The organism is Tepidiforma bonchosmolovskayae (assembly GCF_008838325.1).
In the GTDB taxonomy this organism is placed as follows: Bacteria; Chloroflexota; Dehalococcoidia; order Tepidiformales; family Tepidiformaceae; genus Tepidiforma; species Tepidiforma bonchosmolovskayae.
Map to the genome: position 1 here is coordinate 297,725 of NZ_CP042829.1, position 26,151 is coordinate 323,875.

General features: G+C 70.9%; 22 protein-coding genes. 14 read left to right on the plus strand and 8 right to left on the minus strand.

What is annotated here, in order from left to right; all coding sequences use genetic code 11:
- Positions 1-53: 53 nt before the first annotated feature.
- Positions 54-689, minus strand: coding sequence for a ferric reductase-like transmembrane domain-containing protein (locus tag Tbon_RS01530; protein WP_158065976.1), 636 nt, complete (start codon positions 687-689; stop codon positions 54-56).
- A gap of 537 nt (positions 690-1,226) precedes the next feature.
- Here Tbon_RS01530 and Tbon_RS01535 point away from each other — a divergent pair.
- From Tbon_RS01535 to ahcY, 8 genes are read left to right on the plus strand one after another with little or no spacing between them, the layout of a single operon-like run.
- Positions 1,227-2,837, plus strand: a complete 1,611-nt coding sequence (locus tag Tbon_RS01535; protein WP_158065977.1) for a DUF1800 domain-containing protein — start codon at positions 1,227-1,229, stop codon at positions 2,835-2,837.
- A gap of 36 nt (positions 2,838-2,873) precedes the next feature.
- Positions 2,874-4,121, plus strand: a complete 1,248-nt coding sequence (locus Tbon_RS01540) for a DUF1501 domain-containing protein (protein ID WP_158065978.1) — start codon at positions 2,874-2,876, stop codon at positions 4,119-4,121.
- A 23-nt stretch (positions 4,122-4,144) separates the two neighbouring features.
- Positions 4,145-4,675, plus strand: coding sequence for an adenine phosphoribosyltransferase (locus Tbon_RS01545; protein WP_158065979.1), 531 nt, complete (start codon positions 4,145-4,147; stop codon positions 4,673-4,675).
- Position 4,676: 1 nt separating this feature from the next.
- Entirely contained in the window at positions 4,677-5,714 is a 1,038-nt protein-coding gene (mtnA, locus tag Tbon_RS01550) for an S-methyl-5-thioribose-1-phosphate isomerase (RefSeq protein WP_158065980.1), read from the plus strand.
- On the plus strand, positions 5,711-6,589 hold the full coding sequence (gene mtnP, locus Tbon_RS01555; protein WP_158065981.1) for an S-methyl-5'-thioadenosine phosphorylase: 879 nt from the start codon (positions 5,711-5,713) through the stop codon (positions 6,587-6,589). The genes mtnA and mtnP overlap by 4 nt, the downstream gene beginning before the upstream one ends.
- Positions 6,586-7,500 (plus strand): PfkB family carbohydrate kinase, encoded by a 915-nt coding sequence (locus Tbon_RS01560; protein WP_158065982.1) that lies wholly within the window; start codon positions 6,586-6,588, stop codon positions 7,498-7,500. The genes mtnP and Tbon_RS01560 overlap by 4 nt, the downstream gene beginning before the upstream one ends.
- The gene (locus Tbon_RS01565; protein ID WP_158065983.1) at positions 7,500-8,408 is read left to right on the plus strand and encodes a GNAT family N-acetyltransferase; all 909 of its coding nucleotides are present in this window, start codon (positions 7,500-7,502) and stop codon (positions 8,406-8,408) included. Before Tbon_RS01560 ends, Tbon_RS01565 begins: the two co-directional genes overlap by 1 nt.
- 38 nt (positions 8,409-8,446) lie before the next feature.
- Positions 8,447-9,703, plus strand: coding sequence for an adenosylhomocysteinase (gene ahcY, locus Tbon_RS01570; protein WP_158068214.1), 1,257 nt, complete (start codon positions 8,447-8,449; stop codon positions 9,701-9,703).
- On the opposite strand, the gene Tbon_RS01575 is transcribed toward ahcY, so the two are convergent.
- From Tbon_RS01575 to Tbon_RS01590, 4 genes are read right to left on the minus strand one after another with little or no spacing between them, the layout of a single operon-like run.
- Positions 9,700-10,593: an HhH-GPD family protein gene (locus Tbon_RS01575; RefSeq protein WP_158065984.1), complete on the minus strand. Its 894-nt coding sequence runs from the start codon at positions 10,591-10,593 to the stop codon at positions 9,700-9,702. The two genes, ahcY and Tbon_RS01575, sit on opposite strands and share 4 nt — an antisense overlap.
- On the minus strand, positions 10,568-11,371 hold the full coding sequence (locus Tbon_RS01580; protein WP_158065985.1) for an enoyl-CoA hydratase/isomerase family protein: 804 nt from the start codon (positions 11,369-11,371) through the stop codon (positions 10,568-10,570). Before Tbon_RS01580 ends, Tbon_RS01575 begins: the two co-directional genes overlap by 26 nt.
- 1 nt (position 11,372) lies before the next feature.
- Entirely contained in the window at positions 11,373-12,134 is a 762-nt protein-coding gene (locus Tbon_RS01585) for a hypothetical protein (protein WP_158065986.1), read from the minus strand.
- On the minus strand, positions 12,131-13,375 hold the full coding sequence (locus Tbon_RS01590) for a metal-dependent hydrolase family protein (protein ID WP_192498048.1): 1,245 nt from the start codon (positions 13,373-13,375) through the stop codon (positions 12,131-12,133). The genes Tbon_RS01585 and Tbon_RS01590 overlap by 4 nt, the downstream gene beginning before the upstream one ends.
- Before the next feature lie 89 nt (positions 13,376-13,464).
- Between Tbon_RS01590 and Tbon_RS01595 the strand changes: the two genes are divergently transcribed.
- On the plus strand, positions 13,465-14,058 hold the full coding sequence (locus tag Tbon_RS01595; RefSeq protein ID WP_158065988.1) for a DinB family protein: 594 nt from the start codon (positions 13,465-13,467) through the stop codon (positions 14,056-14,058).
- Positions 14,059-14,068: 10 nt separating this feature from the next.
- Here the strand turns inward: Tbon_RS01595 and Tbon_RS13655 are convergent, their stop codons facing one another.
- A complete protein-coding gene (locus Tbon_RS13655; RefSeq protein ID WP_192498049.1) occupies positions 14,069-14,212 on the minus strand; it encodes a hypothetical protein in 144 nt (47 codons plus the stop codon).
- Positions 14,202-16,082, minus strand: coding sequence for a methyl-accepting chemotaxis protein (locus Tbon_RS01600; protein WP_158065989.1), 1,881 nt, complete (start codon positions 16,080-16,082; stop codon positions 14,202-14,204). The genes Tbon_RS13655 and Tbon_RS01600 overlap by 11 nt, the downstream gene beginning before the upstream one ends.
- 165 nt (positions 16,083-16,247) lie before the next feature.
- On the opposite strand from Tbon_RS01600, the gene Tbon_RS01605 reads away from it, so the two are divergent.
- Positions 16,248-16,754, plus strand: coding sequence for a peptidylprolyl isomerase (locus Tbon_RS01605; RefSeq protein WP_318655377.1), 507 nt, complete (start codon positions 16,248-16,250; stop codon positions 16,752-16,754).
- A gap of 28 nt (positions 16,755-16,782) precedes the next feature.
- Positions 16,783-17,457: a hypothetical protein gene (locus Tbon_RS01610; RefSeq protein ID WP_158065990.1), complete on the plus strand. Its 675-nt coding sequence runs from the start codon at positions 16,783-16,785 to the stop codon at positions 17,455-17,457.
- Between the two features lie 3 nt (positions 17,458-17,460).
- Here the strand turns inward: Tbon_RS01610 and Tbon_RS01615 are convergent, their stop codons facing one another.
- On the minus strand, positions 17,461-20,817 hold the full coding sequence (locus tag Tbon_RS01615) for an ABC transporter permease (protein WP_158065991.1): 3,357 nt from the start codon (positions 20,815-20,817) through the stop codon (positions 17,461-17,463).
- Positions 20,818-20,887: 70 nt separating this feature from the next.
- Here Tbon_RS01615 and Tbon_RS01620 point away from each other — a divergent pair, with 70 nt between their 5' ends.
- From Tbon_RS01620 to Tbon_RS01630, 3 genes are read left to right on the plus strand one after another with little or no spacing between them, the layout of a single operon-like run.
- Complete coding sequence (locus Tbon_RS01620) at positions 20,888-24,259, plus strand: ABC transporter permease (RefSeq protein ID WP_192498050.1); 3,372 nt, start codon at positions 20,888-20,890, stop codon at positions 24,257-24,259.
- Positions 24,260-25,198, plus strand: a complete 939-nt coding sequence (locus Tbon_RS01625; RefSeq protein ID WP_158065993.1) for an ATP-binding cassette domain-containing protein — start codon at positions 24,260-24,262, stop codon at positions 25,196-25,198.
- Positions 25,192-26,088 (plus strand): ABC transporter ATP-binding protein, encoded by an 897-nt coding sequence (locus Tbon_RS01630; protein WP_158065994.1) that lies wholly within the window; start codon positions 25,192-25,194, stop codon positions 26,086-26,088. Before Tbon_RS01625 ends, Tbon_RS01630 begins: the two co-directional genes overlap by 7 nt.
- The last annotated feature ends 63 nt before the right edge of the window (positions 26,089-26,151 follow it).

The window sequence follows — 26,151 nt, forward strand, 5'->3', positions numbered from 1 at the left end:
CCGAACGGCCAGGCGGGGCAGAAAGGACCGCCGTTCGTCGGGAGCCTCGCCGGTCAGCGGCCGGCAACAGCGGCGGCGCCCTCAGGCCGGATGCGGCCCGGCAGCCGAAGCATGAGCATCCCGGCGATGCAACCCGCGCTCAGTCCGTACCAGGCGAGGAAGAGCGGTCGGCCGGTATCGCTGCCGGCGGCCATCGCGTGGAGGAGAGCGAGGAGGTACCCCGGGAATGCCAGGCGGTGAAGATTGAGCCAGGTGGCGTAGAGGAAGCGCCCGGCAAACGCGGTCGTGAGCGTGACGATGCCCAGGGCCCAGGCAGCGAGGGCACCGGCGAAGAGCGCGAGCGGCCGGTAGGGTGCGGTGAGGCCGGTGACGATATCGAGCGGGCCGAAGCGTATCCAGGGGTCGACGAGGACGGCGGCAAGGTGCCCGGCGAGGAAAGCTGCGGCCAGGACGCCGGTGACGCGGTGCAGCTCAAAAAGCCCGGACTGCCTGAGCCCGGGGGCGCCGAGGCGCAGGTAGAAGGCCATCCCGGAGAGAGCGGAAAGCCAGAAGAGCACGTAGGTGACTATCCCGGCGGCGCGGAGCAGGTGCCAGGTTTGCGCCGAGGACGCAGCCGGGCCATAGCGGGTGAGCGCAACCGCTGCGAGCAGTGCGGCGACGGCGTACGCGCCGAGCTTCCAGGAGGTCATGAGCCGCGCGACCTCCGCTGCACGGGAACGGTGCCCGGCCGGGTTGACGGGGCGCTGCTCGAGGTGACAGTCGGCGTTGGGGTAGCGGGGGGCGGCGGGGCTCCGCCGTCGGAGGATGGCGGGGCAGCCGGAACCGGGGTGCGGGAGGGAGGCGGGGCATTCGGAACGGGGGTGCGGGCAGCGGACGGAGCGGTCGGGTTGGCGGCAGGGGCGGCGAGGGCGGGCGAGGCGGCTGGCTGGCTGCCGCTCGCATCGGTCGCCAGCGCAAAACCGCCCCAGACCGCCGCGAACGTCGCGAACGCGGCAACGGCCGCACCGAGTTTCAGCAGGGGGTGCCGCTCTGCGGCGAATCGGCGAGGGGGGCTGGACATTCGTCGACTCCTTCACCAGCAGGATGGCGCAATGAGCGGCAGAAGTGACGCCGGAGCAGCGCCCCGGAGGGCATTTTGGTAAACCCCGGGGAAGGGCGTCACCTGGGCGGGCGCCTGGGCCATGGGAAGTGCAGAATTTCCGCAGTATCCGAGGAGGTGATGGCGCGTGGTCGACGAGGGCGAACGGGCAGTGCTGGACCCGACGGAGCGTCACAGCCGGCGGAAGCTTCGCCGGCGGGCATTCCTCGCAGCTGCCGGGGGCGTTGCTGCCGGGGGGCTGACCATCGGCACTGCGACGCTGATGAGCGGCGGAACCGGGAAGCGCAGGGAGCCGGGGGGCAGCCCACCGGAGGGCGAGGCCACGGCGGCGGAGGCCGGCACAGGACCGATCGCCGACCCGTTACGGCGGGCCGCGCATCTGCTGCGCCGCGCCGGCTTCGGCGGGACGCCGGGCGAAATCGCGGAGTTTGCATCGCTGACGCCGGAGGAAGCTGCCGATCGCCTCGTCGACTTCGAAGAAACGGACAACGCTGCACTCGAGCAGCGGATCACGCGGGCGAACTTCAACCTGACCCGGCTGCGGGGCGGAGACGGCCGGCCAGGAATGGCCTCGGATATGCGGGCCTGGTGGCTCACCCGGATGGCCTACACCTCGAGGCCGCTCGAGGAGCGGATGACCCTCATTTGGCACGGGCTGCTGACATCAGAGCTCGGGAAGCTCGGCATCCCCCGGACCAAATTCATGCTTATCCAGAATGAGCTGTTCCGGCGCATGGCGCTGCCGCGGTATGACGACCTGCTCAAGGCCATCAGCCGCGACCCGGCCATGATGGTCTATCTCGACACCATTCAGTCCTCTGCGGCCCACCCGAATGAGAACTACGCCCGGGAGCTGATGGAGCTGTTCTCGATGGGAGTGGGCAACTACACCGAGCAGGATGTGCGGGAGGCGGCGCGGGCCTTCACCGGATGGCGGCTGACGGCGCCGCCGCGGGTGCAGCTCCCGGAGGGTGCGAGCGAGGCGGAACGCCGGGCGGCGCAGGACGCGGCGGCGGAGGCGTATGAGCCGGAGTTTGTCATCCAGCCCCGCCTCCAGGACCGCGGGATGAAGACATTCCTGGGGAAGACCGGGCCGTTCGGGGGCGATGAGATTATCGACATCATCATGTCGCATGATGCGCCGTCGCGGTTCATCCCGGTCCGGCTCTTCCGGGAGTTCGCGCACGCCAACCCGGGGCCCGAAACCGTGACGTGGCTGGCTGAGGTTTGGAACGGGAGCGGCCACGACATCCGCGAAGTCGTTCGGGCCATCCTGAAGAGTGCAGAGTTCAATTCGGAGGCTGCCTACCGGGCGAAGATCAAGAGCCCGGTCGAGTTCGTGGTCGGCGCGGTGCGAGGACTGGAGCTGGAGACGGATTTCCGGGCGACGCTCCGATTCTGGGGACCGATGGGGCAGACCCTGTTCCAGCCGCCCAATGTGGCCGGCTGGCCCGGGGGGCCGGCCTGGCTGGCCTCGGCAACGTTCTTCGCGCGGCTCAATTTCCTCGATGCGTTCCTCTTCCCGCGAGGACGCCCGCTTCGTATCGAGGCGCTGCTTGCGCGGGAGGATGCGTCGGGCATGGTCGACGAGGCGCTCAGGCGGCTGGTCGACGGTGTGATGAGCGATGGCGCGCGGGGGGCCCTGGTTGCGCATGCGGAGAGCATCCGGGACCCGGTGGAGCGCGTCGCGACAGTGGCCTACCTGGTGCTGGCCAGCCCCGAGTATCAGCTGGCCTAGGGAAACCACCTGGCCCAGGGGAAAGGAGTTCGGGCGATGCTCAGTCGAAGGGATTTCATCAAGGGCGGGGTCGCGCTGGTCAGCATCGGGACGACGGCGCAGTCGCTGCTCAAGGGCGCGGTGGCGTTTGCGGCGCAGCACGAAGACGCCACGAACCCGGCAGCGGCGGGGCGCATTTTGATTCTTGTGCAGCTTGCAGGAGGCAACGACGGCCTCAACACCGTCGTCCCGGCGGGCTCCGGCGCGTACCGCTCGGCGCGAAAGACCCTCGCGATTCCCGAGGAAGCGGTGCTGCCGCTGGCGGAGGGCTACGGGCTCCACCCGAACCTTGCGGGGCTGAAGCGGGCCTGGGATGAGGGCAAGCTGGCGGTCGTGCGCGGGGTGGGTTACCCGAACCAGGATTACAGCCACTTCAAGTCGATGGCGATCTGGCAGGCGGGCGACCCGGAACTGAAGCTGGACCATGGGTGGCTCGGGCGAACCCTGGAGAAGCTCGAGAGCGAGCAACACGACCCGTTCCTCGGCTTCAACATCGGCAGTTCGACACCGGCCGAGCTGGAAACGCCGGCGGTGAGCATCCCCTCTGTCCAGGACCCTGCCGACTACGGATTCAAGGTGCGGGGCAAGCCGGCAGACGCTTCGGAGCCGAGGACGCGGACGTTGCTCAAGCTGTACGAGCAGTACCCGGCACAGTCCCCGTACGGCGTGCTGCTGGAGACCACCGTAGAGGCGGCGGTGGCGAGCAGTGCAGCGCTGGCGGAGGCGGCGCGCCGTTACCGGCCGGCTGTCGCTTACCCTGAAACCTCGTTCGGCGGGGGGCTGTCGTTGCTCGCAGAGGCGATTGTCGGGGGGCTGGGGGTCCGGGTCGGGCACATCACCCTCGGCGGGTTCGACACGCACGCGAACCAGGCTGCGGACCACGGGGAGCTGATGCAGGTGCTTGATGAAGGGCTGACGGCGTTCCAGGCGGACCTGGAAGCGCACGGCCGGGCGGATGACGTGCTGGTTCTCACGTGGAGCGAGTTCGGGCGGAGGGTGGCCGAGAACGCGAACGGGGGAACCGACCACGGCGCCAGCAGCGTGATGTTTGCGCTGGGGAGCCGCGTGCGCGGGGGGCTCTTTGGTGACCCGCCGAGCCTCGAGCGACTGGTCGACAACGGGAACCTCGGCTACACGACCGACTTCCGGCGGGTATATGCGACGGTCATCGAAGGCTGGCTCGGGGTGCCGCACGAGGAGCTGCTCGGCGCGCGCTGGGAGCAGCTGGGGTTCGTCGCGGGATAGGCGGCGCGGCGGGCCGGAGTACAATGCGGCCCGTGGAGCTGCAGCGCTACATCCGCACCATCCCGGACTTTCCGCGGCCGGGGATCCTGTTCCGCGACATCACGCCCCTGCTGGGGAACGCCGCAGCGTTCCGCGCAGCGATCGATGCGATGGCAGCGGCAGCGGAGGCCGTTCGGCCGGGGGCAATCGTCGGGATCGAGTCGAGGGGGTTTCTCTTCGGAGCACCGCTGGCCGATCGGCTGGGGCTGCCGTTCGTTCCCATCCGGAAGGAGGGGAAGCTGCCGGCCGCACGGCTGACCGTCGAGTATGCGCTGGAATACGGTGAGTCGCGGCTGGACATCCACCAGGACGCGCTCGAGCCGGGCACCGCGGCGTACATCGTCGACGACGTGCTGGCAACCGGGGGAACGGCGCTGGCAGCGGCGAAGCTGGTCGAATTGCTGGGCGCGAACGTGGCCGGGGCAGGGTTCCTCATCGAACTTGCCGGGCTGGGCGGGCGGGAGCGGCTCGCCGGGTACCGTGTCGATACGCTGATGACGTTCGAGGAAGCGTGAGGTGGCTGCGCCATTTCCGGTTATCGCGCTGGAGCGACCGGCGCTGCGGGTGCTCGACCAGTCGCGCCTGCCGCACGAGGAGCACTGGCTGACGATCGGGGACCTCGAGACGCTGGAGGAGGCGATCCGGAGCCTGCGTGTGCGGGGAGCGCCCCTGCTGGGGCTGTGCGGGGCGGCCGGGGTGGCGATTGCAGCCGAGCGGGACCCCGGCGAGGCGGCGATCCGGGAGGCGGCAGCGCGCATTGGGCGGGTCAGGCCCACCGCGGTTGAGCTGGCAACGGGTGCGGCGTGCTGCGCGGCAGCGGTGCTGGGCCAGGCGGCGGAAGAGCGCGCGGCAGCAGCCTGGGCGTTTTGCGCGGCGTACCTGGCCCGGCGGCAGGCCGAAGACGAGGCGATTGCGCGGAACGGGCTGACAGTCCTCCCGCCGGGCGACGTGCTCACCCACTGCAACACCGGGACGCTCGCCACCGGAGGCATCGGAACGGCGCTGGGCGTGGTCAGGGCAGCCTTTGCTGCGGGGCGGCTGGCGCGCTGCTACGTGACGGAGACGCGTCCGCTGCTCCAGGGTGCGCGCCTGACGACGTGGGAGCTTGTGAAGTCCGGCATCCCGGCCGTGCTGCTGCCGGATACGGCGGCCGCTGCGCTGGCGGCCTCGGGGAGGGTGTCGGCTGTCGTGACCGGTGCGGACCGGATTGCGCTGAACGGTGACACAGCGAACAAGGTCGGCACGCTCGGGCTGGCGCTGGCGGCTGCGCACGCAGGGGTCCCGTTTTTCATCGCGGCGCCGGTGAGCACGATCGACCCGGGGTGCGCGGATGGTTCGGCCATCCCGATCGAGTTCCGCAGCGCGGAGGAGGTCGGGGGATTCGGGGGCCAGCGCTGGAGCCCGGACGGGGTCGATGCGTGGAACCCCGCGTTCGACGTGACGCCGGCGAGTCTGATCGCGGCGATCATCACCGAGCGGGGCGTCGTCCGGCCGCCGTACGGCCCCGGGCTCCAGGCGCTGGTCGCACACACACCTGCGGGGTTTGGCACATGACCGCGGAACGGATACCGCTGGCGGTGATCGGCGGGTCCGGCTTCTACGAGATGCCGGGGCTGACGGACATCGAGGAGGTGGAGGTCGAGACGCCGTACGGTGCGCCGAGCGACCGGATTCGCATCGGCACGCTGGAGGGCACGCGGGTCGCGTTCCTGGCCCGGCACGGCCGACGGCACACGATCCTGCCTTCGGAGCTGCCGCAGCGGGCGAATTTCTGGGCGCTGAAGTCGCTCGGTGTGGAGCGGGTGATTTCAGTGTCGGCGGTCGGGAGCCTGCGGGAGTGGCTGGCCCCGGGGCACCTGGTGGTGCCGTCGCAGCTCATCGACCGGACGTGGGGCCGGCCCTCGACGTTCTTCGGCGACGGACTGGTCGCGCACATCAGCTTCGCGGAACCGTTCTGTGCGCGGATGCGGGCCGCCGCGCTGGAGGCCGCGCTGGCGGCCGGGGCGACGGTCCACGACGGCGGCGTGTACGTGGTGATGCAGGGTCCGGCGTTCTCGACACGGGCGGAGAGCGAGCTGCACCGGGCATGGGGCGCAGACCTCATCGGCATGACGGCGCTGCCGGAGGCGAAGCTGGCGCGCGAGGCGGAGCTCTGCTACGCGACGCTCGCCTGTGTGACGGATTACGATTGCTGGCATGAGACCGAGGAGGCGGTCGATGCCGCGACCGTGTTCGCGACACTGCAGAGGAACGTTGCGGTGAGCCAGCACGCGGTCCGCCAGCTGGTGCAGCGGCTGCCCGAGCGGAGCGGCTGCCCGTGCGCAACGGCGCTCGATGCGGCCATCGTGGGCGGGCGTGAGGCGGTGCCTGCGGAGGTGCGCGAGCGGCTGGCGCCGATCCTTGCGCGGTGGCTCGGGGGCAGCAGATGAGCCTCCTTGTCGCGGGATGGGTGGCGATCGACGAGATCGAGACGCCCTTCGAGCGGCGGGAGGGCTCGCTCGGCGGGTCGGCGACGTGCGCGGCGCTCGCGGCATCGCTTTTCACCGAGGTCCGGCTCCTGGCGGCGGTCGGCGAGGACTTCCCGGACGCAATGCGGAAGGCGCTCGAGCGGCCGGGCATCGACCTTGCCGGGCTGGAGGTCGTGGCGGGCGGCGAGACGAGCCGGTGGGGCGGCCGCTACCACTACGACATGAACAGCCGCGACACGCTGTACACCGTGCTGGGCGTGAACGCGAACTGGGAGCCGAAGCTGCCGGCGGGGTGGGAGGATTCGACTGCGCTGTTCGCAGCGGCCGGCGACCCGGTGCTGCAGCAGCGGCTGATGGCGATGGTTCCAGGCGCCCGGGCGCGGATGGTGGACACCATCAAGTTCTTCATCGACGGCGCGCGGGATGAGCTGATGAAGGCGATCCGGGCGGCCGATTTCGTGTCTATCAACGAGAGCGAGGCGCGGGAGCTGGCCGGCGTGCCGAGTATCGCCAGAGCAGGGCGGGCGCTTCTCGACGGAGGCACCAGGGCGGTGATTATTAAGCTCGGCGAATACGGCGCGGCGTACATCAGCGGCGAAGACTACTTTGTGGCCCCGGGCTACCCCCTCGAGGAGGTCGTCGACCCGACCGGGGCGGGCGATGCGTTTGCCGGCGGCTTCCTGGGCTACCTCGATTCGGTGGCGACCGTGAACCAGCGGGAGATTCGGAGGGCGATCATCTACGGGTCGACCGTGGCGTCATTCTGCGTCGAAGGATTCGGGCCGTCGCGCCTGCTGACGCTCGAGCGGGACGAGGTGGAGCAGCGGTACCGCCAGTTCCGCGCGCTGACGCACTTCGAGGTCGACGGCTGATGGCGGAGCGCGAGCTGCGGCTGCAGGGGGTTCCGGCTCGGCGGCTGGACTACGTGGTGCGGCAGCTGCGCGACCCCGACGAAATCCGGCCGCTGCTGCGGGCGCGGGTGGAGTACACCGCGTATGCGCTGGGCCAGCTGGAGCCGGAGCTGTTCGCGCGGACGCAGTGGTACCTCGCTCGGGGGACGACGGGGGTGGGGCTGGTGCTGCACAGCCGGGGCGGGCTGGGCGATGCCACCTTCGTGATGGGCGACCCGGACGCGGTGCATGCGACACTCTCGATTCACCCGGGCACGGCGCAAACGTACGTCACCTGCCAGCCGCAGCACCTCGATGTGCTGAAGCGGGTCTACCGACTGGCGACGCAGCAGCCGATGGTGCGGATGGTGGTGACGCGCGAGCGGTTTCGGCCCGTGCGGGAGCCCGAGGCAGTCCCGCTCAGCGGTTTCGACATCCGGAAGATCAACGCCCTGTACGGGAGCGAGAACGGGCCGAGCTACTACATCCCCGAGCACATCGATACGGGGGTGTACCGGGGGGTCGTGGCGGAGGGGCGGCTGGTGGCCATTGCCGGGACGCACGTCGTTTCGCGGCAGGAGGGCGTGGCCGTGGTTGGGAATGTGTTCACGCACCCTGCGTACCGCGGGCGGGGGTATGCGACGGCGGCAACGAGCGCAGTGACGGAGGCGCTGCTCGACTACTGTGATTATGTCGTGCTGACGGTTGACCCGAGGAACACGCCTGCGGTCGCGGCGTACGTCCGGCTGGGCTACCGGGAGGCGTGCCAGCTGCTGGAGGCGAGCGCGACGCGGCGGGACCCCTCGGGGCTGGGGGCAAGCCTGCGGAGGCTTCGTGCCGCTATCCGGGGCCGGAAGTATGATGGTGCTTTCGTAACTCTGCACGATTAGCGTGGTGTTCGAGACCACCGAGGAGCCCCGGTTTGTCGATCCCGTGTGACATTGCCAACCCCCGCCTTGCGCCGGAGGGCGTCCGGCGCATCGAATGGGCCGCGCGCGAGATGCCGGTGTTGCGGCTTATCCGCGAACGCTTCCAGCGGGAGAAGCCGCTGCGCGGCATCCGGATGACGGCCTGCCTGCACGTCACGACGGAGACCGCGAACCTGGCGATTACGCTGCGCGACGGCGGCGCCGACCTGCGGCTGTGCGCAAGCAACCCGCTTTCGACCCAGGACGACGTGGCTGCGGCGCTGGTGGAGGAGTACGGGATCCCGGTCTTCGCCATCTGCGGCGAGGACAACGAGACGTACTACCGGCACATCCACCAGGCGCTGGAGCACGGCCCGCAGCTGACGATGGACGACGGCGCGGACGTGGTCGCTACGCTGCACAAGGAGCGGCGGGACCTGCTGGCAGGGGTGGTCGGCGGGACCGAGGAGACGACGACGGGCGTCATCCGGCTGCGGGCGATGGCGGCCGCGGGGGCGCTCGGCTACCCGATCGTGGCGGTGAACGAGGCGGACACCAAGCACCTCTTCGATAACCGGTACGGGACGGGCCAGTCGACCGTCGACGGCATCATCCGGGCGACGAACATCCTGCTTGCCGGGAAGACGTTCGTGGTGGCCGGCTACGGCTGGTGCGGGCGCGGGGTTGCAGCCCGGGCGCGGGGCATGGGCGCACAGGTCATCGTGACGGAGGTCGACCCTGTGAAGGCGCTGGAGGCGGTGATGGACGGCTACCGGGTGATGCCGATGGCCGAGGCGGCGAAAATTGGGGACATCTTCGTGACGCTGACGGGCGACATCAACGTGATTGACCGGCAGCATCTCGAAGCGATGAAGGACGGCGCCATCCTCGCCAACAGCGGCCACTTCGACAGCGAAATCAACCTGAAGGCGCTGCAGGCGCTGAGCGAGGGGAAGCGGCAGGTCCGCGCTTCGGTCGACGAGTACCGGCTGCAGGACGGACGACGGCTGTACCTGCTCGGCGAAGGGCGGCTGGTGAACCTGGCAGCGGCCGAGGGGCACCCGGCGGCAGTCATGGACATGTCGTTCGCGAACCAGGCGCTCGGGGCGGAGTGGATCGCGCAGAACGCGCAGAAGCTCGAGAAGAAGGTGTACGAAATTCCGCACGAAGTGGACGAAGAGATCGCGCGGCTGAAGCTGCACGCGATGGGCGTCCAGATCGACTACCTGACCGAGGAGCAGCAGCGCTACCTCTCGAGCTGGCAGGAAGGGACCTAGGCCGGGAGGGCCCAGGCACCGGCCCCGATCTGCGCCACGAGCCCTTCTGCCTCGAGGGCGGCGAGGTATTCGGCGAGCCGGGGGCGGTGGGACTCGGGCAGGATGGCGGCGAGCTCCGCCTCGTCTGCGGGGCCGCTGCGGAGGCGGTCGACGAGGCGGCCGCGGGCGAAGCGGGCAGTCGCTTCAAATCGGACAGCAGGCCGTCGGGCGGAGGCTTCGGGCGGCGGGCAGCCTGCAGCCCGCCAGGCGCACGCCGGTGCGAGCGGGCACCCGCCGCAGTCCGGATTGCGCGCGGTGCAGACGAGGGCGCCGAGGTCCATGAGCGCGAGGTTGTGGTCGCGGGCGCCGGCGGGCGGGACCAGGGCGGCGGCTGCTGCATGCAACGGGGCGGCGGGAACTTCGCGGTGGGATGGGGCGCCCAGGACGAAGCGGGTCACGACGCGGGCGATGTTGGTATCGAGGACGGCCACGGGCTCGTCACGGACGAAGGCCCGAAGCGCTGCGGCCGTGTACGGGCCGACGCCGGGCAGCGCGAGGAGCTCCTGCGGCTCCCAGGGGAAGCTGCCGCCGTGGCGCTCGACGACGGCCCGGGCGGCGGCGCGGAGAGCGAGCGCGCGGCGGTTGTAGCCGAGTCCGCGCCAGGCGGTGATGACGTCGGCAGGGGCAGCAGCGGCCAGGGCATCGAATGTGGGCCAGCGTTCGAGCCAGGCGCGGTAGTACGGGAGCACGCGCTCGACCTGGGTTTGCTGGAGCATCACCTCGGAGACGAGGACCGCGTATGGGTCGCGGATCTGCCGCCACGGCAGGTCGTGGCGGCCGTTGACGGCGTACCACGCGGCGAGGGCTTCGCGGGCGGCCGGGGCGTCAGGCGTCGCGGATGTCGCGGTCATCGGCGTTCATCCGCGACATGCGTTCGAGCGCCTCGTCGGAGAGGAGGAGGTCGAGGAAGAGGGTGCGTTCGAGGGCGAGCCCTTCGTCGCGGGGGACGGCGCCGGCCGCGCGCACCAGCCGCTTGATATGGCCGACGGCGCGCGGCGGCAGGGCAGCGATTTCGGCGGCGAGCTGGTGTGCCCGCTCGAGGGCGCGGCCCGGCGGAACGAGTTCGTGGACGAGCCCAAGGCGGTGCGCCTCGGCCGGGCCGACGGTGCGGCCGCGGAGGGTCATTTCGAGGGCGCGGGCTGTCCCGACGAGCGCGGGGAGCTTCTGGGTGCCGCCGGCGCCGGGGAGGATGCCGAGGCGCACCTCCGGCAGGCCGAGCTCGTACTGGCCTTCTTCGGCGATGCGCAGGTCACATGAGAGTGCGAGTTCAAAGCCGCCGCCCATGGCGAAACCGTTGATGGCCGCGATGACGGGCCGGGGCGTGGTCTCGAGGCGGCCGAAGACGCGGTCGATGTCGCGCGGGGGGACCGGCCGGGCGGGGTCGACGGCGACGCCGCGTTCGCGGAGCTGGCGGGCGAGCGTTTCCAGCTCGCGGACGGAGTAGTGGCGGATGAAGACGCCGGGGACGCCGCCGGTGATCACGATGGCGCGGACCGCCGGGTCGGCGTCGAGTTCAGCGGTTGCGGCATCGAGCTCGGCGACGGTCGCGGCGTCCATGAACCCGTGCGGCGGGTTCGTGATGGTGATCGTGGCGACGTTGCCGGAGCGTTCGACGGAAATCTGCGGCACGCTACTCCTCCTCGTCGTCGTCCTCGTCCTCCTCGTGGTTGTGCCCGCCGATCAGCGAGGGGACGAGGGCGACCTGGGTCGAATCGGTGCGCGGCCTGCGGGGCGGCGGGACGGCGCGGAGACGCTCGTTGAGGGCGGCGAGGTCGGCCGGGCTCGCGCCTTCCGGTGCGACCACGGCGACGACGCCGGAGTCGCGGAGGACGCGCAGGTCGGCGGCCGAGGCGGCGAGATCGACGGTGACGACGAGTCCGGTATTCGAGAACGAGGAAAGGCGGACGAGGCCGAGCTGCTCGGAGAGCTTCATGGGGCCGTGGGCGCGCTGGACGAAAAGGCCGTCGAGGCCGAGGGGGCCGAGGGCGCGGAGGGTGTTGTCTTCGATGGACTCGCCGGCGGCGACGAGATGGCCCATCTTCTCGACGTCGACGGCGGCGGAGTCGGTCGTTTCGAGCGGGCTGATGACGAAATCGCAGCCGGCCTCGCGGAGCGTTTCCGCGTCGGCGACGGAGAGGACGGGGAGCGAGACGCCGGCGGCGACCCTTGGACCAGCAACCTCGCGCAGCTGCGCGGCTGCAAGGGCAGCCGACCCGGCCTGGAAGATGACGGCATCGGCGCCGGCATCGAGGGCAGTCCGGGCCTCGGCGGCGGTGCGGACGGCTGCGACGAGGGCCATGGCGCGGGGCTGTTCGCGCGAGACGCGCCCAAAACCGATGGACGGGCCTTCGCGGCGCTGGATGCGGGCGAGGATTTTCTGGAACTGGCTCATGGGGCCTCCGGTTCGGGGGTGGTTACGGGAAGGGTGGTGCAGATGATCTTGCCGCGGGCGAGGACGGCACGGATGGCTGCAGGTTCTGCCAGTACGGCGATATCGGCGAGCGGGTCGCGGTCGAGCAGGAGGAGGTCGGCATCGAGCCCCTCGCGGATGCGGCCGGTGCGGTCGGCGAGACGGAGGAGGTCAGCGGCCCAGGCGGTTGCGGCGAGAAGGGCGGCGGCATTCGAGAGTCCGAGCTGGACCATGCGGAGGAGCTCCTGGGCGTTTTCGCCGGGGCGATTGAACGGCGTGCCCTGGTCGGTGCCCATGGCGATGCGGACGCCGGCGCGGACGGCCGCGCGGAAGCTCTGCTCGTGGGCTTCGAGGACCTGCCAGCCCTTCTCGACCATGTAGGCCGGGACGCCGGCTTCGACGCCGCGGTGGGCGATCTGCCAGGGGGCGGTAAGGGTCGCAACAAGGCAGGTGCCGCGCTCAACCATCATGGCGATGGCTTCTTCATCGAGCCAGACCCCGTGCTCGATGGAGTCGACCCCGGCGAGGATGGCGTTCTTGATGCCCTCGGTGGCCTGGGCATGGGCGCCGACGACGCGGAAGGCCTTGTGCGCCTCTTCGACGCCGGCGCGGAGCTCTTCGACGGTGAAGCTCGGCGAACGGGGGTCGACCCCTGGGGTCATGACGCCGCCGCTGGCGAACAGCTTGATGGCCGCGGCGCCTGCGCGGAGCTGCTCGCGGACTTTCTTCCGGACCTCATCGGGGCCGTCGGCTTCGACGGCGATGAAGCCATGCCCGTGGCCTCCGGTCATGGTCACGCCGTACCCGGCGGCAAGGATGCGGGGCCCTTCGAGCAGGCCGGCATCGACGGCGCGCGCGAGGTGGATGTTCAGGTGGTCAGCTGCACCGAGGTCGCGGACGGTCGTCACACCGGCGCGGACGGTGGCCGCGGCGTTGCGCTCGGCCTTCCAGGCGCGGACGGCCAGGGGCTCGGCGCGCATGGCAGCCAGTTCGTTGGGGTCGCCGCCCGAGGTGAGGTGGACATGGCAGTCGATGAGGCCCGGGACGAGGAAGCGGCCCTGCCCGTCGATGACGCGTGCTCCCGCGGGGATATCTGGAAGCGGTTCGGCGAGGATGCGGTCGATGCGGCCGTCACGGCAAAGGACGGACAGGCCCGGCCGGAACGTGCGGGCCGCGTCATCGAAGACGGCGACGTTGCGAAGGAGGATGGGCTGGAGGGCCACGCCGGCAATTGTTCCACGGACGGTGGGCGGAGGCGAACTGGCAGCCGCGGGCGGGGGCCGGTAGAGTCCGGAGCCGGGAGGAACGACGAATGAACATGCGCGTCCAGCTCGTCATCGACGAGTTCAACCGGCACCGCCGGCAGTTCGAGCACCTGTGCCGCCAGCTCACCGAGGAGGAGCTTCGCAGCGGCATCCCGGGCAGCCACTGGACGGTGAAGGACTACATCGCCCATCTGTGCACCATCGACGGACTGATCGTGCCGCGGTTTGCAGCGATGGTGGGGCAGCAGGCGCCGCTGCCAGACACGCCGATTCCGAACCCGTTCGATATCGACGACTGGAACGAGGCGGCCGTGCGGTCGCGGGCGGAGCGGACCATCGAGGAGCTGCTGGCCGAGGCCGCGACGCACCGGGAGCGGCTGCTGCGGGCGGTGGCAGAGTTCACTGATGCCCATCTCGACCAGGAGATCCTGTACGGGGGCGACCGTAAGGCGCTCGACATCCCGCCCTCGAAGGTGCGGTTCGGCGGGCTGCTCTGGGGGGTGGCAATCCACGACCCGACCCACACCCGGGACATCCTCCGGGCGCTGCCCCACCGGGCAGAGGAGCCCTGGATCCGGGAGTGGCTGGCGAGCGTGAGCGACGCGCTCGTACCGCAGGGCGTGCGGGAGCAGCGGGTCTGAGGGCCGCTCTTCAGCCGCACACGAAGCGGTAGATGCCCGCGGCCGCGCGGCCGGCCTGGACATCGAAGGCTGCGTAGAGGCTGGCGGCCATCATCGCGAGGATGATGACCGCCAGCGCAGCGCGGTAGGCGAAGGTGCCGGGCTCAGGCCGCACGGCGCTCGCCCGCCAGAGCCAGCGGAACCGGCTGGGCCGAGGTGCCGAGCCGGAACATCCCGACGCTCCGGCTGAGCGACTCGGCCAGCTCCCGCAGGGCGGCTGAATCGCGGTCGAGTGCTGCGGCGCGGTCGCCGAGGGTGGTTGTCGAGGCGTTGAGCTCTTCGACCGTCGCGGCGGTTTCGGATGAAGACTGCGCGACCTGCTCGACCGAGCCCAGGACGCTCTTCGATGCATCAGCGATGCCTTCCGCGCCGGATTCCGCCTCGCGGGCGGTCGAGACCAGCGAGGACGCGGCCTCAACCAGGACGGTTGCGCTCGAGGTGAGCTCGCCGATGCGGCGGACAATGACATCGACGCGGTCGCTGGTCTGGGCGATGTTGGCGATGATCTGGCCGAGCGAGGCATCGACCCGGGCGGTCACATCGCGGCCCTGCCGGACATCGGCAACACCTGTCTGCATGGCCGTGACGGCTTCGGTGGTGCGCTCCTGGATGCGGGCAATGAGGTCGGCGATCTCGCGCGTGCTGGCGCTGGAGCGCTCGGCGAGCTGGCGGACGTTTTCGGCGACGACTGCAAAGCCGCGACCCTGTTCGCCGGCCCTGGCGGCTTCGATGGCGGCATTGAGCGCGAGCAGGTTCGTCTGGGCGGCGATTTCATCGATGACGGTGACGATGTTGCCGATCTGTTCGCCGTAGGCGCCGAGTTCGTTGACGGTGGCGGCGGCCCGCTCGACTGCGCCGGCGATTGCTGCCATGGAGGCGACGGCCTGGCGTACCGCCTCCTGGCCGTCGCGGGCGGCTTCGCTGCTGCCGCGGGTGGCCTCGGTGACCTCGCTGGCGAGCGCAGCCACCTGGACGAGCGCCTGGTGAATGCCGGCAATCTCGCCGCGGGCGTCGGTCGCGGTGGCGGCCGCTTGGCGGGTCGTCCCGGCAACGTGGTCGGCGTCGGCGGCGGCGCGGGCGAGATTTGCCTCGGCTGAGGCGGCGATATCGGCGAGCCGGCCGGTCAGCTCCCCAATGTCGGCAGAGGCCTGGGCGATCTGATGGGCAGCCCCGGCGACGTCGGCGGCTGAGGATTCGACGGCGGCAGCGGTCTCGAGGACGCGGCGGGCGTTTTCTGCGGCATCACGGACCAGGGCGGCAAGGCTGGCGTTCATCTGCCCGGCCGCCCGCGCGATGGCGCCGAGCTGCTCCTGAAGGCGGTTGAAGGAGCCGGCCATCACGCTGATTTCGTCGCTGCCGGAGATGGCGACCGGCGCTGGCTCGAAGGCGAAGGTGCGGGTGAGGTCGCCGCGGGCAGCGGCTTCGAAGGCGTCCTGCATTGCGGGGAGCTGTTCGGCGGCCAGGCGGTCTGCTGCCGTCGAGATGGCAGCGGCGCTGCGGCGGACGCGCTCGGCGACGTAGATGGTGACGCCGGCTTCGAGGACGACGAATGCAGCGTGCTTGAGGACGATGCCCAGCGATGCTCCGGTATCGAAAACATAGGCCGGGAACAGGTAGTTCCCCACAAGATGGTGGACCGCGATGACCGCCGCGGCGACGAGGATGGGAATGGCGCTGTAGTAGATGACGAGGAAGCTGAGGACGACGAAGACATGGAAGTGGACGGCGATATCGCCGCCGGACGCGGCGATGAGCATGCCCGACATCGCCATGAGGGCGGCTGCAGCGGCGATGCGGAAGCCCATCCGGCCGGCGGCGAGCCAGTAGGCGGCCCCGGCCGCAGCCGCGACGGCGACGCTGCCAACGATGGCGGCCAGGGCGGAAAGCTGCCCGACCGCGAGGGCGACGATGACGACGGCGGGGACGTGGGCCGCGATGACCGTGAGAACAAGGCGGTCACGCGCGGTGGACGAGGCAGAAGGCATGCGGAACTCCAGTGGACGAACTTCTGCCAAGATTCTTCGGGCGCGTGCCGCGGATGCATATCCGGGACGTCCCTGAGCAGCAACTAAGATCGGGGCTTGCCCGGAGGGGGCAGCAGCTAAGGCGGGGCCGGCGTAGGCTGGACGGAACGCTGAGGAGGTTTGGCGATGGCGAAGCAGTGGGCACAGCCGCCGACGATGGTGATCGACCCGGCGAAGACGTACCGGGCGACGATCGAGACGACGGCAGGGACGATGACGGCGGAGTTCTTCCCGGCGGAGGCGCCGAAGACGGTGAACAACTTCGTCTTCCTTGCGCGCGAGGGCTTTTACGACGGGGTCATCTTCCACCGGGTCATCCCGGGGTTCGTCATCCAGGGCGGCGACCCGACCGGGACGGGGCGGGGCGGGCCTGGCTACCGGTTCGAGGATGAGCCGGTGACCCGGCCGTACCTGCGGGGCACCATCGCGATGGCGAACGCGGGGCCGAACACGAACGGGAGCCAGTTTTTCATCATGCACGCGGACTACCCGCTGCCGCCGAACTACACGATTTTCGGGCAGCTGACGGGCGGCGAAGAGGTGCTGGACGCGATCGCGACGGCACCGCGGGGTCCGCAGGACCGGCCCGTAAACCCGGTGTCGATTACCCGAGTAACGATCGAGGAGGCGTAGCGGGCGCGGGTCGTCTACCATCGCCGGCATGGAACGGGCCGGCAACAGCGGCGGCTTCGGGGGAGTACGGCAGCTGGTGCTGCCCATTGGGGCGGCGGTCTTGGTGGTCGTTGCCCTGGGAGCTGTGGTCGCTGCGGCACAGCGGACCGGGAACGGAGACGCGCCGCCGACCCCCGGCCCGATGACGCTGCCGCGGACGGTCGGCTATGCGACGCTGACGGTGGTGCGGACGGAGCCCGGGCGGCTCGTTGTCTCGGGCGGGGGCGTGGCAGAGCTGCCGGTCGGGGCGGGAACGCGCGCATGGCGGCTCGAACCCGCTGATGCGGACGCCGTGGAGACCGGCGCAGCCATGGCCATCATCGGTGTGCCGAACGAGGTGCGGAATGCCGCCATCCGGGCGATCGTCGTCGGCGATGCCGGCAGTGCCGGGCCGGCGGGGCCGTTCGGCGGGCACGAGGCGCTCGGCGAGCCGACGGCGCTGCCGCTGATCACGGGGACGGTCACTGGCGTCGAGAACGGGCGGGCAACGGTCCGGACCGCCGCAGGCGAAGTGTCCGTGTGGCTGGGGCCAGGGGCTCCGGTGTTCCGGGTGCGGGAGACGGGGGTCGAAGCCCTCCAGCCGGGCGACCGGGTGGGCGTGCTGCTGGACCGCGACGGGCGGCCCGACCCGGGCCGCGGCCTGCTGGTGATGCGGGGGGAGTAGCCGCTATTCGGTGCGGAGAGCCTGTGCGTCGGAGGTACGGGCGATGAGGCGCACGGCAACAGTGAGGGCGAGGACGAATGCGAGCCCGACCGCGGCGAGGCTGCCTGAGACGAGCAGCCAGTCGGTGCGGAGCAGGTAGGAGGGCTCGGCGCGGCGCCCGGCTTCGTCGAGGTCGAGGAAGGAGAGCATGCGGGCGGCGACCTGCCGGCCGAGCACCGTCCCGGCGAGGACGCCGACGCCGGCGACGAAGGTGTACTCGAGGGCGAGGACGCGGGCCACGCCGCCGCGCGAAAGGCCGAGCGATCGGAGGACGGCGAATTCGGTCCTCCGCCGCTGGACAACGAGCCAAAGGGAGACGAGGAGAGCGACGGCAACGAGCAGGAGGAGGGCGCCGAAGGCGAGGTAGAGGATTCCGGCGCCGCCCGCGGAGATGAGCGGGTTCTGTTCGAGGCGCGCGAGTTCGCGCGAGCGGTCGGTGACAAGGCCGAAGCGGAACGGCTCGCCGCGAAGGACCTGTTCGAGCGCAGCGACATCGGCGCCGGCGGGCGGCTCAAGCCACGCCTCGTTGAAGCCGCGGGGCGCCGACGACCCTGCCAGCCCGAGCCAGCTGATGAGCTGGTCGCGGTTGAACACGATGCCGGGCCCGGCCGCGGATGGGAGGGTCGGGAACGCCTCGACCTCACCGGCCACGCGAACAGGCACGGTGACATTGGCGACCGAGACGGCGCCCACGGTTCCGACGGAGAGCCCGGTCGCGTCGATGAACGAGCGGGTCGCGATGACGGGCAGGGGCACGAAGGGCTGGGCGCGGACGAGCCCCCAGAGTTCGGAGCTCTGGCCCGGCGCGCGGCGGAGCTGCCCGACCTGGCCGGGCCGGCCATCGCCGGGCGCCAGCTCAAACCGGTCCGGGAGGTTGAGCCGGGCAGGGAGCGGCGTCCAGCCGGGATTCGGGCCATCGAAGCTATCGAGGGTTGTGGCAGCGCCGGCGGCGGTCGCCGCGACGAGATTGTCGAACTGGATGGTCAGCTCGAGCGTGTTGAAGCGGTTGCCCGGCTCGGTGATGACGAGACCGGCGAGGGCCAGGGGCTCAGGGAGCTGGCCTTCGTAGGTACGGGCGATGGGGGCCGTGAGAGTCCGCCATTCCCCGGGTTCGATGGTGCCGAACTCGATGAGCTGGTGGTAGCCGGCTGCGTCGCGGACGCGCGCCCAGAGGGTCATCTGGTTCGGGGTGGAGGAAGCGCGGACATCGACCGAGATTGCCGTGGTGCCCGGCGGGAGCTGGATGCCGCGGAGCGGCCCGGGCGGGCCGAGAGCAGCCATGAGGTCGCGGAGCGGGCGTTCAGCGAAGTCGTCGCGGAACCAGAGGAGGAGCGGGGCATCGTCGGGGTTGACGCCGAGGGCCTGGAAGGTGCGGCCGCTCAGGCCTGCAGCCGCCGGCCCCGCGGGGAGGCGGAGGACCGCCGAGGCGAGCGGGACGCCGGTCCGTTCGCGCAGGAGCGCATCCGCGGCTGCGCCGTCCTGGCCGAGGTCGGCGCTGCCAGTGGAGACAGCGCGGAGGCCGGTCCCGGCTTCGAAGCGGGCGCGCTCCTCGAAGGTGGCGGAGGCGGTGGTTGCGTAGCTCGCGGCAAACGTGCCAACCGCGATGGCGAGGGCGAGCAGGAGCGCGAGGCGGGCAGAGTGGCCGGGGTTGCGGGCGACCTGCCAGAGCCCGAGGACGACCGGGGCGGAGGCTTCGCGGCCGAACAGGCGGGCCACAAGCCGGGTCGCGATGGGGTAGAGCCGGAGCAGCAGGGCGGCAGCGGCGGCCACCAGGAGGGCAGGCGAGGCGAGCAGGAGCGGGTCGGAGGTGACGCCTCCCGTGGGCGACGGCTGGAGGAGGGTGCCGCGTTCTTGCAGCTCCCAGAGCAGGAGGGCGGCAACAGCGGCGAGGGCGAGATCGAGGTAGTACCGCTGGGCGAACGGGCGGCCGGGCCGGGCCTGTTCGCGGCGGCGGGCAACGGCCGAAGCGCGGGCCGCAACGAGCGAGGGCACGAGCAGCGCGATGATGGAGATGGCGACGCCAACAGCGGCCCAGGCAAAGGCGGACGGCGGCACGGAGACGGGCAGGAGCGCACCGCCGTTGACGGGCTCGAAGGTCGGCGTGAGCCCGAGCAGGGCGGTTCCCGAAGCGGCCACCAGCGGGGCGACGGGGAGGATGGGCGCGCCGATGATGAGGCCTTCGGCAAGGTTGATGATGCCGACTTGCAGGACAGTTGCGCCGCGGCTGCGCAAGAGCGCGACCTCATCGGAGAGGCGCTCGACGATGACCAGCGCGACGAGGATCACGTAGAAGATGGCGACGGCGGTGATTTCGAGCAGGAGGATGGTGAGCGGAGTCTGCTGGTAGCTTTGTGAGCGGCCGTACTCGCGGAGCACGTTGCCGAGCGGGCTGAAGCTGGAGCCACCGAGCGGCTCGAGGTCGTAGTAGAGGGCGGAGAGGTCGTCGCGGGCGCGGTCAAAGGTAAGGCGGGAGAGCGACTCGGGGCGGGCGTAGGTGTGCCAGGCGGTCGCGGCGCCGTAGGCGGGGAAGACTGCTCCGAAGCCCTCGAGGAGGGTCGCCTCGGGAACGAACATCGGCAGAACGGGGCCGTTGCCGGGCAGGAGGCGGTACGGCGCGAAGACCTGGCCGACGGGCACGACCCAGAAGGGGTCGTCGGCGAGGCGCGGCTCGACGATGGCGGTGATGACGGCCTCGAGGGTGTAGGTGACGCCTGCGGTGGGCGTGCAGGGCGGGGGCGGAGGGCGGTCTTCGCGCGGGATCTCCCGGGCGCAGGTGTCGAAATCTTCGACGAGGGCGATACGCTGGCCGACGGCGAGCCGGGCGGCGCGTGCGGCGTCGCGGGAGATGGCGACTTCGAGCGGGCGACCGGGCGCGGAGGGACGCGGGAGGGCACCTTCAAGGACCGTCACGTGCTCTTCGTAGCCGGTCAGGGACTGGAGCTGGCCGATCGGCGCCTGCGGCTCGGGGGTTTCGCCGGGCCTGGCGATGAAGAAGCGCGGGCCGACGAGCACGCGCGATTCGGAGGGGGAGAACCAGCCGATGCGCTCGGCGATGCGGCGTTCGACGGCCTCGCGGAGGGCGGCGCCCTCGGGCGTGCCGAGGGGCACCCAGGGGAAGCTGACCCGGTTGCCGGGGGCATCACCGAGGCGGTCGCGGACCGTGAACGTGAGGCCGAGGTCGGACATGGTGCGGGCGTAGATGGGGGCCGCGGCGAGGAGCGAGGCCGCCATCAGCATGCCCAGCGCGAGCACGGCGAGCAGGCGCCAGTTCCTTCCGGTGCGCCGGGAGAAGAGCCGCCAGGTTGCGAGTGCGTTCCGCATCGCGGGAACTGTACACGAGGGAGGGGCGGCTTTGCGGGGCCGCGGGAACTCGGGTAGGTTTCGCGCCGAGATGCGAACGGCATTCGTGGTCCTGGGGATGGTCGTGCGGCGCGCGCTGGCGAACCGGCGGCTGCTGGCGACGGTGCTCGTGGGCGTGGTGATGGCGTCGGCGCTGATGGCGAGCGTCGTGCTCTACTCCGACGCGATCCGGGACCTCGGCCTGCGATACGCACTGCGGAACGCGGAACCGAAGGAGCGGAACGTGCGGGTTGTGACCGGAGGGCGGCCGGCACTGGAGGACTATCGCCAGCGGCGCGAGCAGGTGGACAGGCTGCTGGAGCAGTACCTCGGGGACGTGCTCGAGGGGGTTGTGCACTTCGGGCGGACCGCGACGTTCTATGTGGCGAGGCCCGGCGCGCCGGTGCCGCAGGATGCGGACCGCCCCCGCGGGCATTTCCAGTTCGCCGACGGCCTGCGCGAGCACGTGGAGGTGGTCGAGGGGGCGTGGCCGCGCCTGCCGGCGGCCGGGAGTTCGCCGCCCGTGTTGGAGGCAGCGATCGGCAAAGCTTCGGCGGACCGGATCGGGGTGCGCGTGGGCGACGCCTTCGATCTGCACCCGTTCTGGCGGGAGGACGCAGCGCCGGTGCGGGTCGTTGTCACGGCGATTGTTGCCCCGCGCGACCCGGAGGAACCGTACTGGTTCGGGCGAACGGACCGCTTCGCGCTCGACACGACATGGGACACCTATCCGTTCTGGGTCGACGAAGCGGCGGTGGCGGAGACGGTGGCGTCGCACCTGCCGGACATGGACAGCACGCTCGAGACGTACGGGTTCGTGGACATCGGCGCGATCGATGCGCGGAATGCGAAAGCGGTCGAAGGGAGCACGCGGGCGCTTGCCGTGGTGTTGCGGGAGGCGGTTCCGAACGTCGTGTTCGAGACGCGGCTGGCGGATGTGATTGGGAGCTACCAGTCGAAGCTGTTCTTCACCCGGCTGCCGCTCTTTGCGCTGATGCTGCAAATCGTCGGCATCGCGCTGTACTACCTCGTGATGGTGTCGTCGATGCTGGTCGAGCGGCAGCACGGGGAGATTGCCCTGCTCCGTTCGCGCGGAGGGAGCCCGGGGCAGGTGGTTGCGGTGTACGGCATCGAGGCGGCGCTCATCTGCGGGGCCGGGGCGCTGGCGGGGCCTTTCCTTGCGGCAGGGGCGATCGCCGTGCTGGGCTACACCCCGCCGTTTGCGCCGCTGAGCGGCGATGCCGCGCTGGAGGTACCGCTTTCGACGATGGCCTTCCTCGCGGCGGGCGGCGGCGCAGCACTGGCGTTTGCGGCGATGCTCATCCCGGCGTGGCGGGCCTCGCGGTCGACCACCATCGACTACAAGCACAGCCTGGCGCGGCCGCAAACGAGGCCGCTGTTCCTCAAGTACTACCTCGACCTGGGGCTGGTCGGGGTTGGGGCGTTCCTCTTCTACCAGCTGCGGGAGCGCGGCTCCCTGGTCACCGAGCGGCTGTTTGGGGACCTATCTGCAGACCCGCTGCTGCTGCTGTCGCCGACGCTGTTCATGGTCATGGTGGCGCTGGTGTTCCTCAGGCTGTTCCCGCTGGTGCTGGGGGCGTTTGCGTGGGCCGGGCGGCGGTGGGAGAGCGCGACGGTGGCGCTCGGCCTGACGCGGATGACCCGAGCCCCCCTGCAGTACAACCGGCTGATCCTCCTGCTCCTGCTGGCGACGGCGGTGGGGATGTTCGCCGCCGGCTACCGGGCGACGCTGGAGCGCGGCTACGACGACCGGGCTGCCTACGAAGCAGGAGCGGAGTCGCGGCTGACGGACGTGCGGAACCCGGCGAATGTGCCGGGGGAGGTGTTCGTCGAGCGGGTCGGGCAGGCGACCGGGGCAGAGACCGTCTCGCCCGCAAGCCGGCTGACTGGTTCGTATCTGCTCTCGGCATTCCAGGGTGTGAGCATCGAGGTGCTCGGCGTGGTGCCGGGTGAGTTCGAGCGGGTGGCGTTTTGGCGGGACGATTTCGCAGGAGCGGACCTCGGCGAGCTGCTCGACCGGCTGGAGGTCGACCTTTCGGCACGCGTACGCGGACCGGAGGTGCCGGCGGGATCGCGGTGGATCGGCGCCTGGGCGAGGGTGCCGTACGGGGAGAACCAGCTGCGGCTCGGGCTGCGGCTCCGCGACCCGAACGGGACGTTCTGGGACTACACGCTGGTGCCGACGGAGCGGGAGGTGACGGAGGGCTGGCGGTTCTTCGCGGCGGACCTGACCCAGCCGTCGCAGGCGCGGTTCGGGGCCGGGACACGGTACAGCACGGCGACGCCGAAGGAACTCGACGCGGTCTACGTCCGAACGGCCGGTTCGCCGCCGCCGGTGGCGGAGCGGGCGATCATCCTTGTCGATGATGTGATGGTATTTGACGGGGTGCAGTGGAGCGGACCGGACAGGGGCGGCTGGACGGCGGTGGAGACGTTCGATTCGTTCGAGCGGTGGCAGCTGATCACCGGGCAGGCGCAGGCAGAACCCGGGGCGGTGTCGTTCGCGCCGGGCGCGGGCCGGGACGGCGGGAACGCCGCGCGCATTGCGTTCACGCGGGGGCAGGGACAGGGGCCGCTGTTCGGCTTCCGGGCGGCGCGGCCGGCGACGCCGCTGCCGGTGCTGGCAGAATCCCGGTTCCTCGAGCGGGCAGCACTGGAGACGGGCGACGAGCTGACCATCTACCTGAACCGGCAGTACGTGCAGGCCCGGGTAGCCGGACGGTTCGACTACTTCCCGGGGCACGACCCGCGGGGCAGCGACTATTTGCTGGTGGCTGCGCTGCCTGCGGTGCAGGAGCTGGCCACCGGCGTGCCCGGGCTGGCCGATGCGGTCTTCCCGAACGAGGCATGGCTGCGCGGCGCGAACCCGGAAGTGATGACGCGGGACGCGCTGGCCGAGCGCGGGGTGCAGGCGGAGGGCGTGCTCGACCGGCGGGCTCTGCGGGCGGCGCAGGAGGCGGACCCGCTCGTGGCGGCGAGCTGGGAAGGCATCCTGTTTCTGTCGTTCGGGGCCGTGCTGGTGCTGACGGGGCTCGGCTTCGCGGTGTACGCGACCGTGGCGGCGCAGGCGCGGGCGCTGGAGTTCGCCATCCTGCGGACGATGGGATTTTCGAGCCGACAGGTGCTGGGGCTGGTGAGTTTCGAGCAGCTATTCGTCATCGCGGCCGGGGTCGCGGCCGGGACATTCCTCGGCTTCCCGCTGGGGCGGCTGATGATCGGGTATCTTGGCGTGACCGAATCGGGCAGCGAGCCGGTCCCGCCGCTCGTTTCGCAGGTAAGCTGGCCGGCGGTGCTGACCGTGTACCTGTCGCTGGCGGCCGTGTTCGCAGCGACGATTGCGGCGCTGGCGGCCGTGTACACGCGGCTGGCGGTCCACCGCGCGCTTCGGATTGGGGAGGTGTAGATGCAACCGGTGCGGACGTTCGCCGCCGGGCAGGAGCCTGAGGGGGATGACGTGTACATCCGCTGCGAGGACCTGTTCAAGATTTACAAGACGGCGAACCTCGAGGTGGTCGCGCTGCGCGGGCTGGACCTGAAGGTTCGGCGCGGGGAGTTCATGGCGATCGTGGGCGCCTCCGGTTCGGGGAAGTCGACGCTGCTGAACATCCTCGCGGGACTGGACACGCCCTCGGCGGGGCGGTGCTACGTCGGGGGGCAGGACCTGCTCACGATGTCAGCCAGGGACATGGTGCGGTACCGGCGGCGGCAGGTCGGCTTCGTCTGGCAGCAGACGGGCAGGAACCTCGTCCCGTACCTCGACGCGGTGCAGAACGTGGAGGTGCCGATGGTGCTGGACGGGGTGCCGCCAGGGGAGGCGCGGGAGCGGGCGGTGCGGCTGCTCGAGATGGTGCTCATGGGGCACCGGCTGCACCACCGGCCGGAGATGCTCTCGGGCGGGGAGCAGCAACGGGTCTCGATTGCAGTTGCGCTGGCGAACAATCCGCCGCTGCTGCTGGCCGACGAGCCCACCGGGGAGCTGGATTCGGTCGGCGCAGACACCGTGTACGAGGTGTTCCGGACGCTGAACAAGGAGCTAGGCACCACCATCGTGATCGTGACGCACGACCCCGACATCGCGGCGCGGGTCGACCGGGTCGTTGCGATCCGGGACGGCCGGACGAGCACCGAAATCTACCGGCGGGTGCGGTTCGAGGGCACGGAGGCGAAAGTCACGCACGAGGAGTATGTGCTGGTCGATGCAGCGGGCCGGCTTCAGATCCCGCGGGAGTACCTCGACGAGCTGGAGATCCACGACCGGGTGCGGGTGATTCTCGGGGAGGGCCGGATCGAAGTGCTGCCGGACGGCACGCGCCGGGTCCGGCTGAAAGGGGCGGCATGGTGAGCGAGGGCGCATCGGTGGAGCTGCGGTCGGTTTCGCGGCGGTTCCGGGCCGGCGGCGAGGACGTGTGGGCGGTGCGGGAGGTTTCGCTGTCGGTGGGGCCCGGCGAGTTCCTCGCGCTGGTCGGGCGGTCGGGGTCGGGGAAGACGACGCTGCTGAACCTTATTGCGGGCCTCGACCGCCCGACGAGCGGCGAGGTGCTGGTCGATGGCGCGCGGGTGGACCGGATGAGCGACCGGGAGCTGGACCGGCTGCGCCGGGGGACCATCGGGTTCATTTTCCAGTCGTTCGGGCTGCTGCCGCTCCTGTCGGCGCGGGAGAACGTGGAGCTTCCGCTGCGGATAGCGGGTGTCGGCTACCGGGAGCGGCAGAAGCGGGTCGATGAGGCGCTGGCGTTCGTGGGGCTCAGGAAGCGCGCGGAGCACCGACCGTATGAGCTTTCGGGCGGGGAGCAGCAGCGGGTGGCGATTGCACGTGCGCTGGCGGCGCGCCCACGGCTGATTCTCGCGGATGAACCGACCGGCGAGCTGGACTCGGCGACGGCCTCGACGGTCTTCGGGCTGCTGCGGGACCTTGCGCGGATGGAGGGCATCACGATTATCACCTGCACCCACGACCGGCTGGTGATGGAGATGGCAGGGCGCGTGGAGGAGCTTGCCGATGGTCGGCTGGTGACGGAAGGGCGGCGCGAGGTGCTGGAGCGGACGCTGGCGCGGGAGCGGAGCCCGTTTGCGGCGGCGCGGGCGGCCCCGCCGGGGGAGGCTCCGACAGGGTCGGGGCTGTCGTCGCTGATCGGCGCGGATTATGCGCAGTTTCGGCGGCCGGGGTCGGCGGGAGGCCCCCGAGGCGAGCCTGACCGCCAGCCCCAAGGGAACGACGGGGCGAAGCCGTAGCGCGAGGGGAGCGGCCGACAGGCCGGGCGTTCACGCCGCGTGTAAGGCACCGCCCGGGCGGCC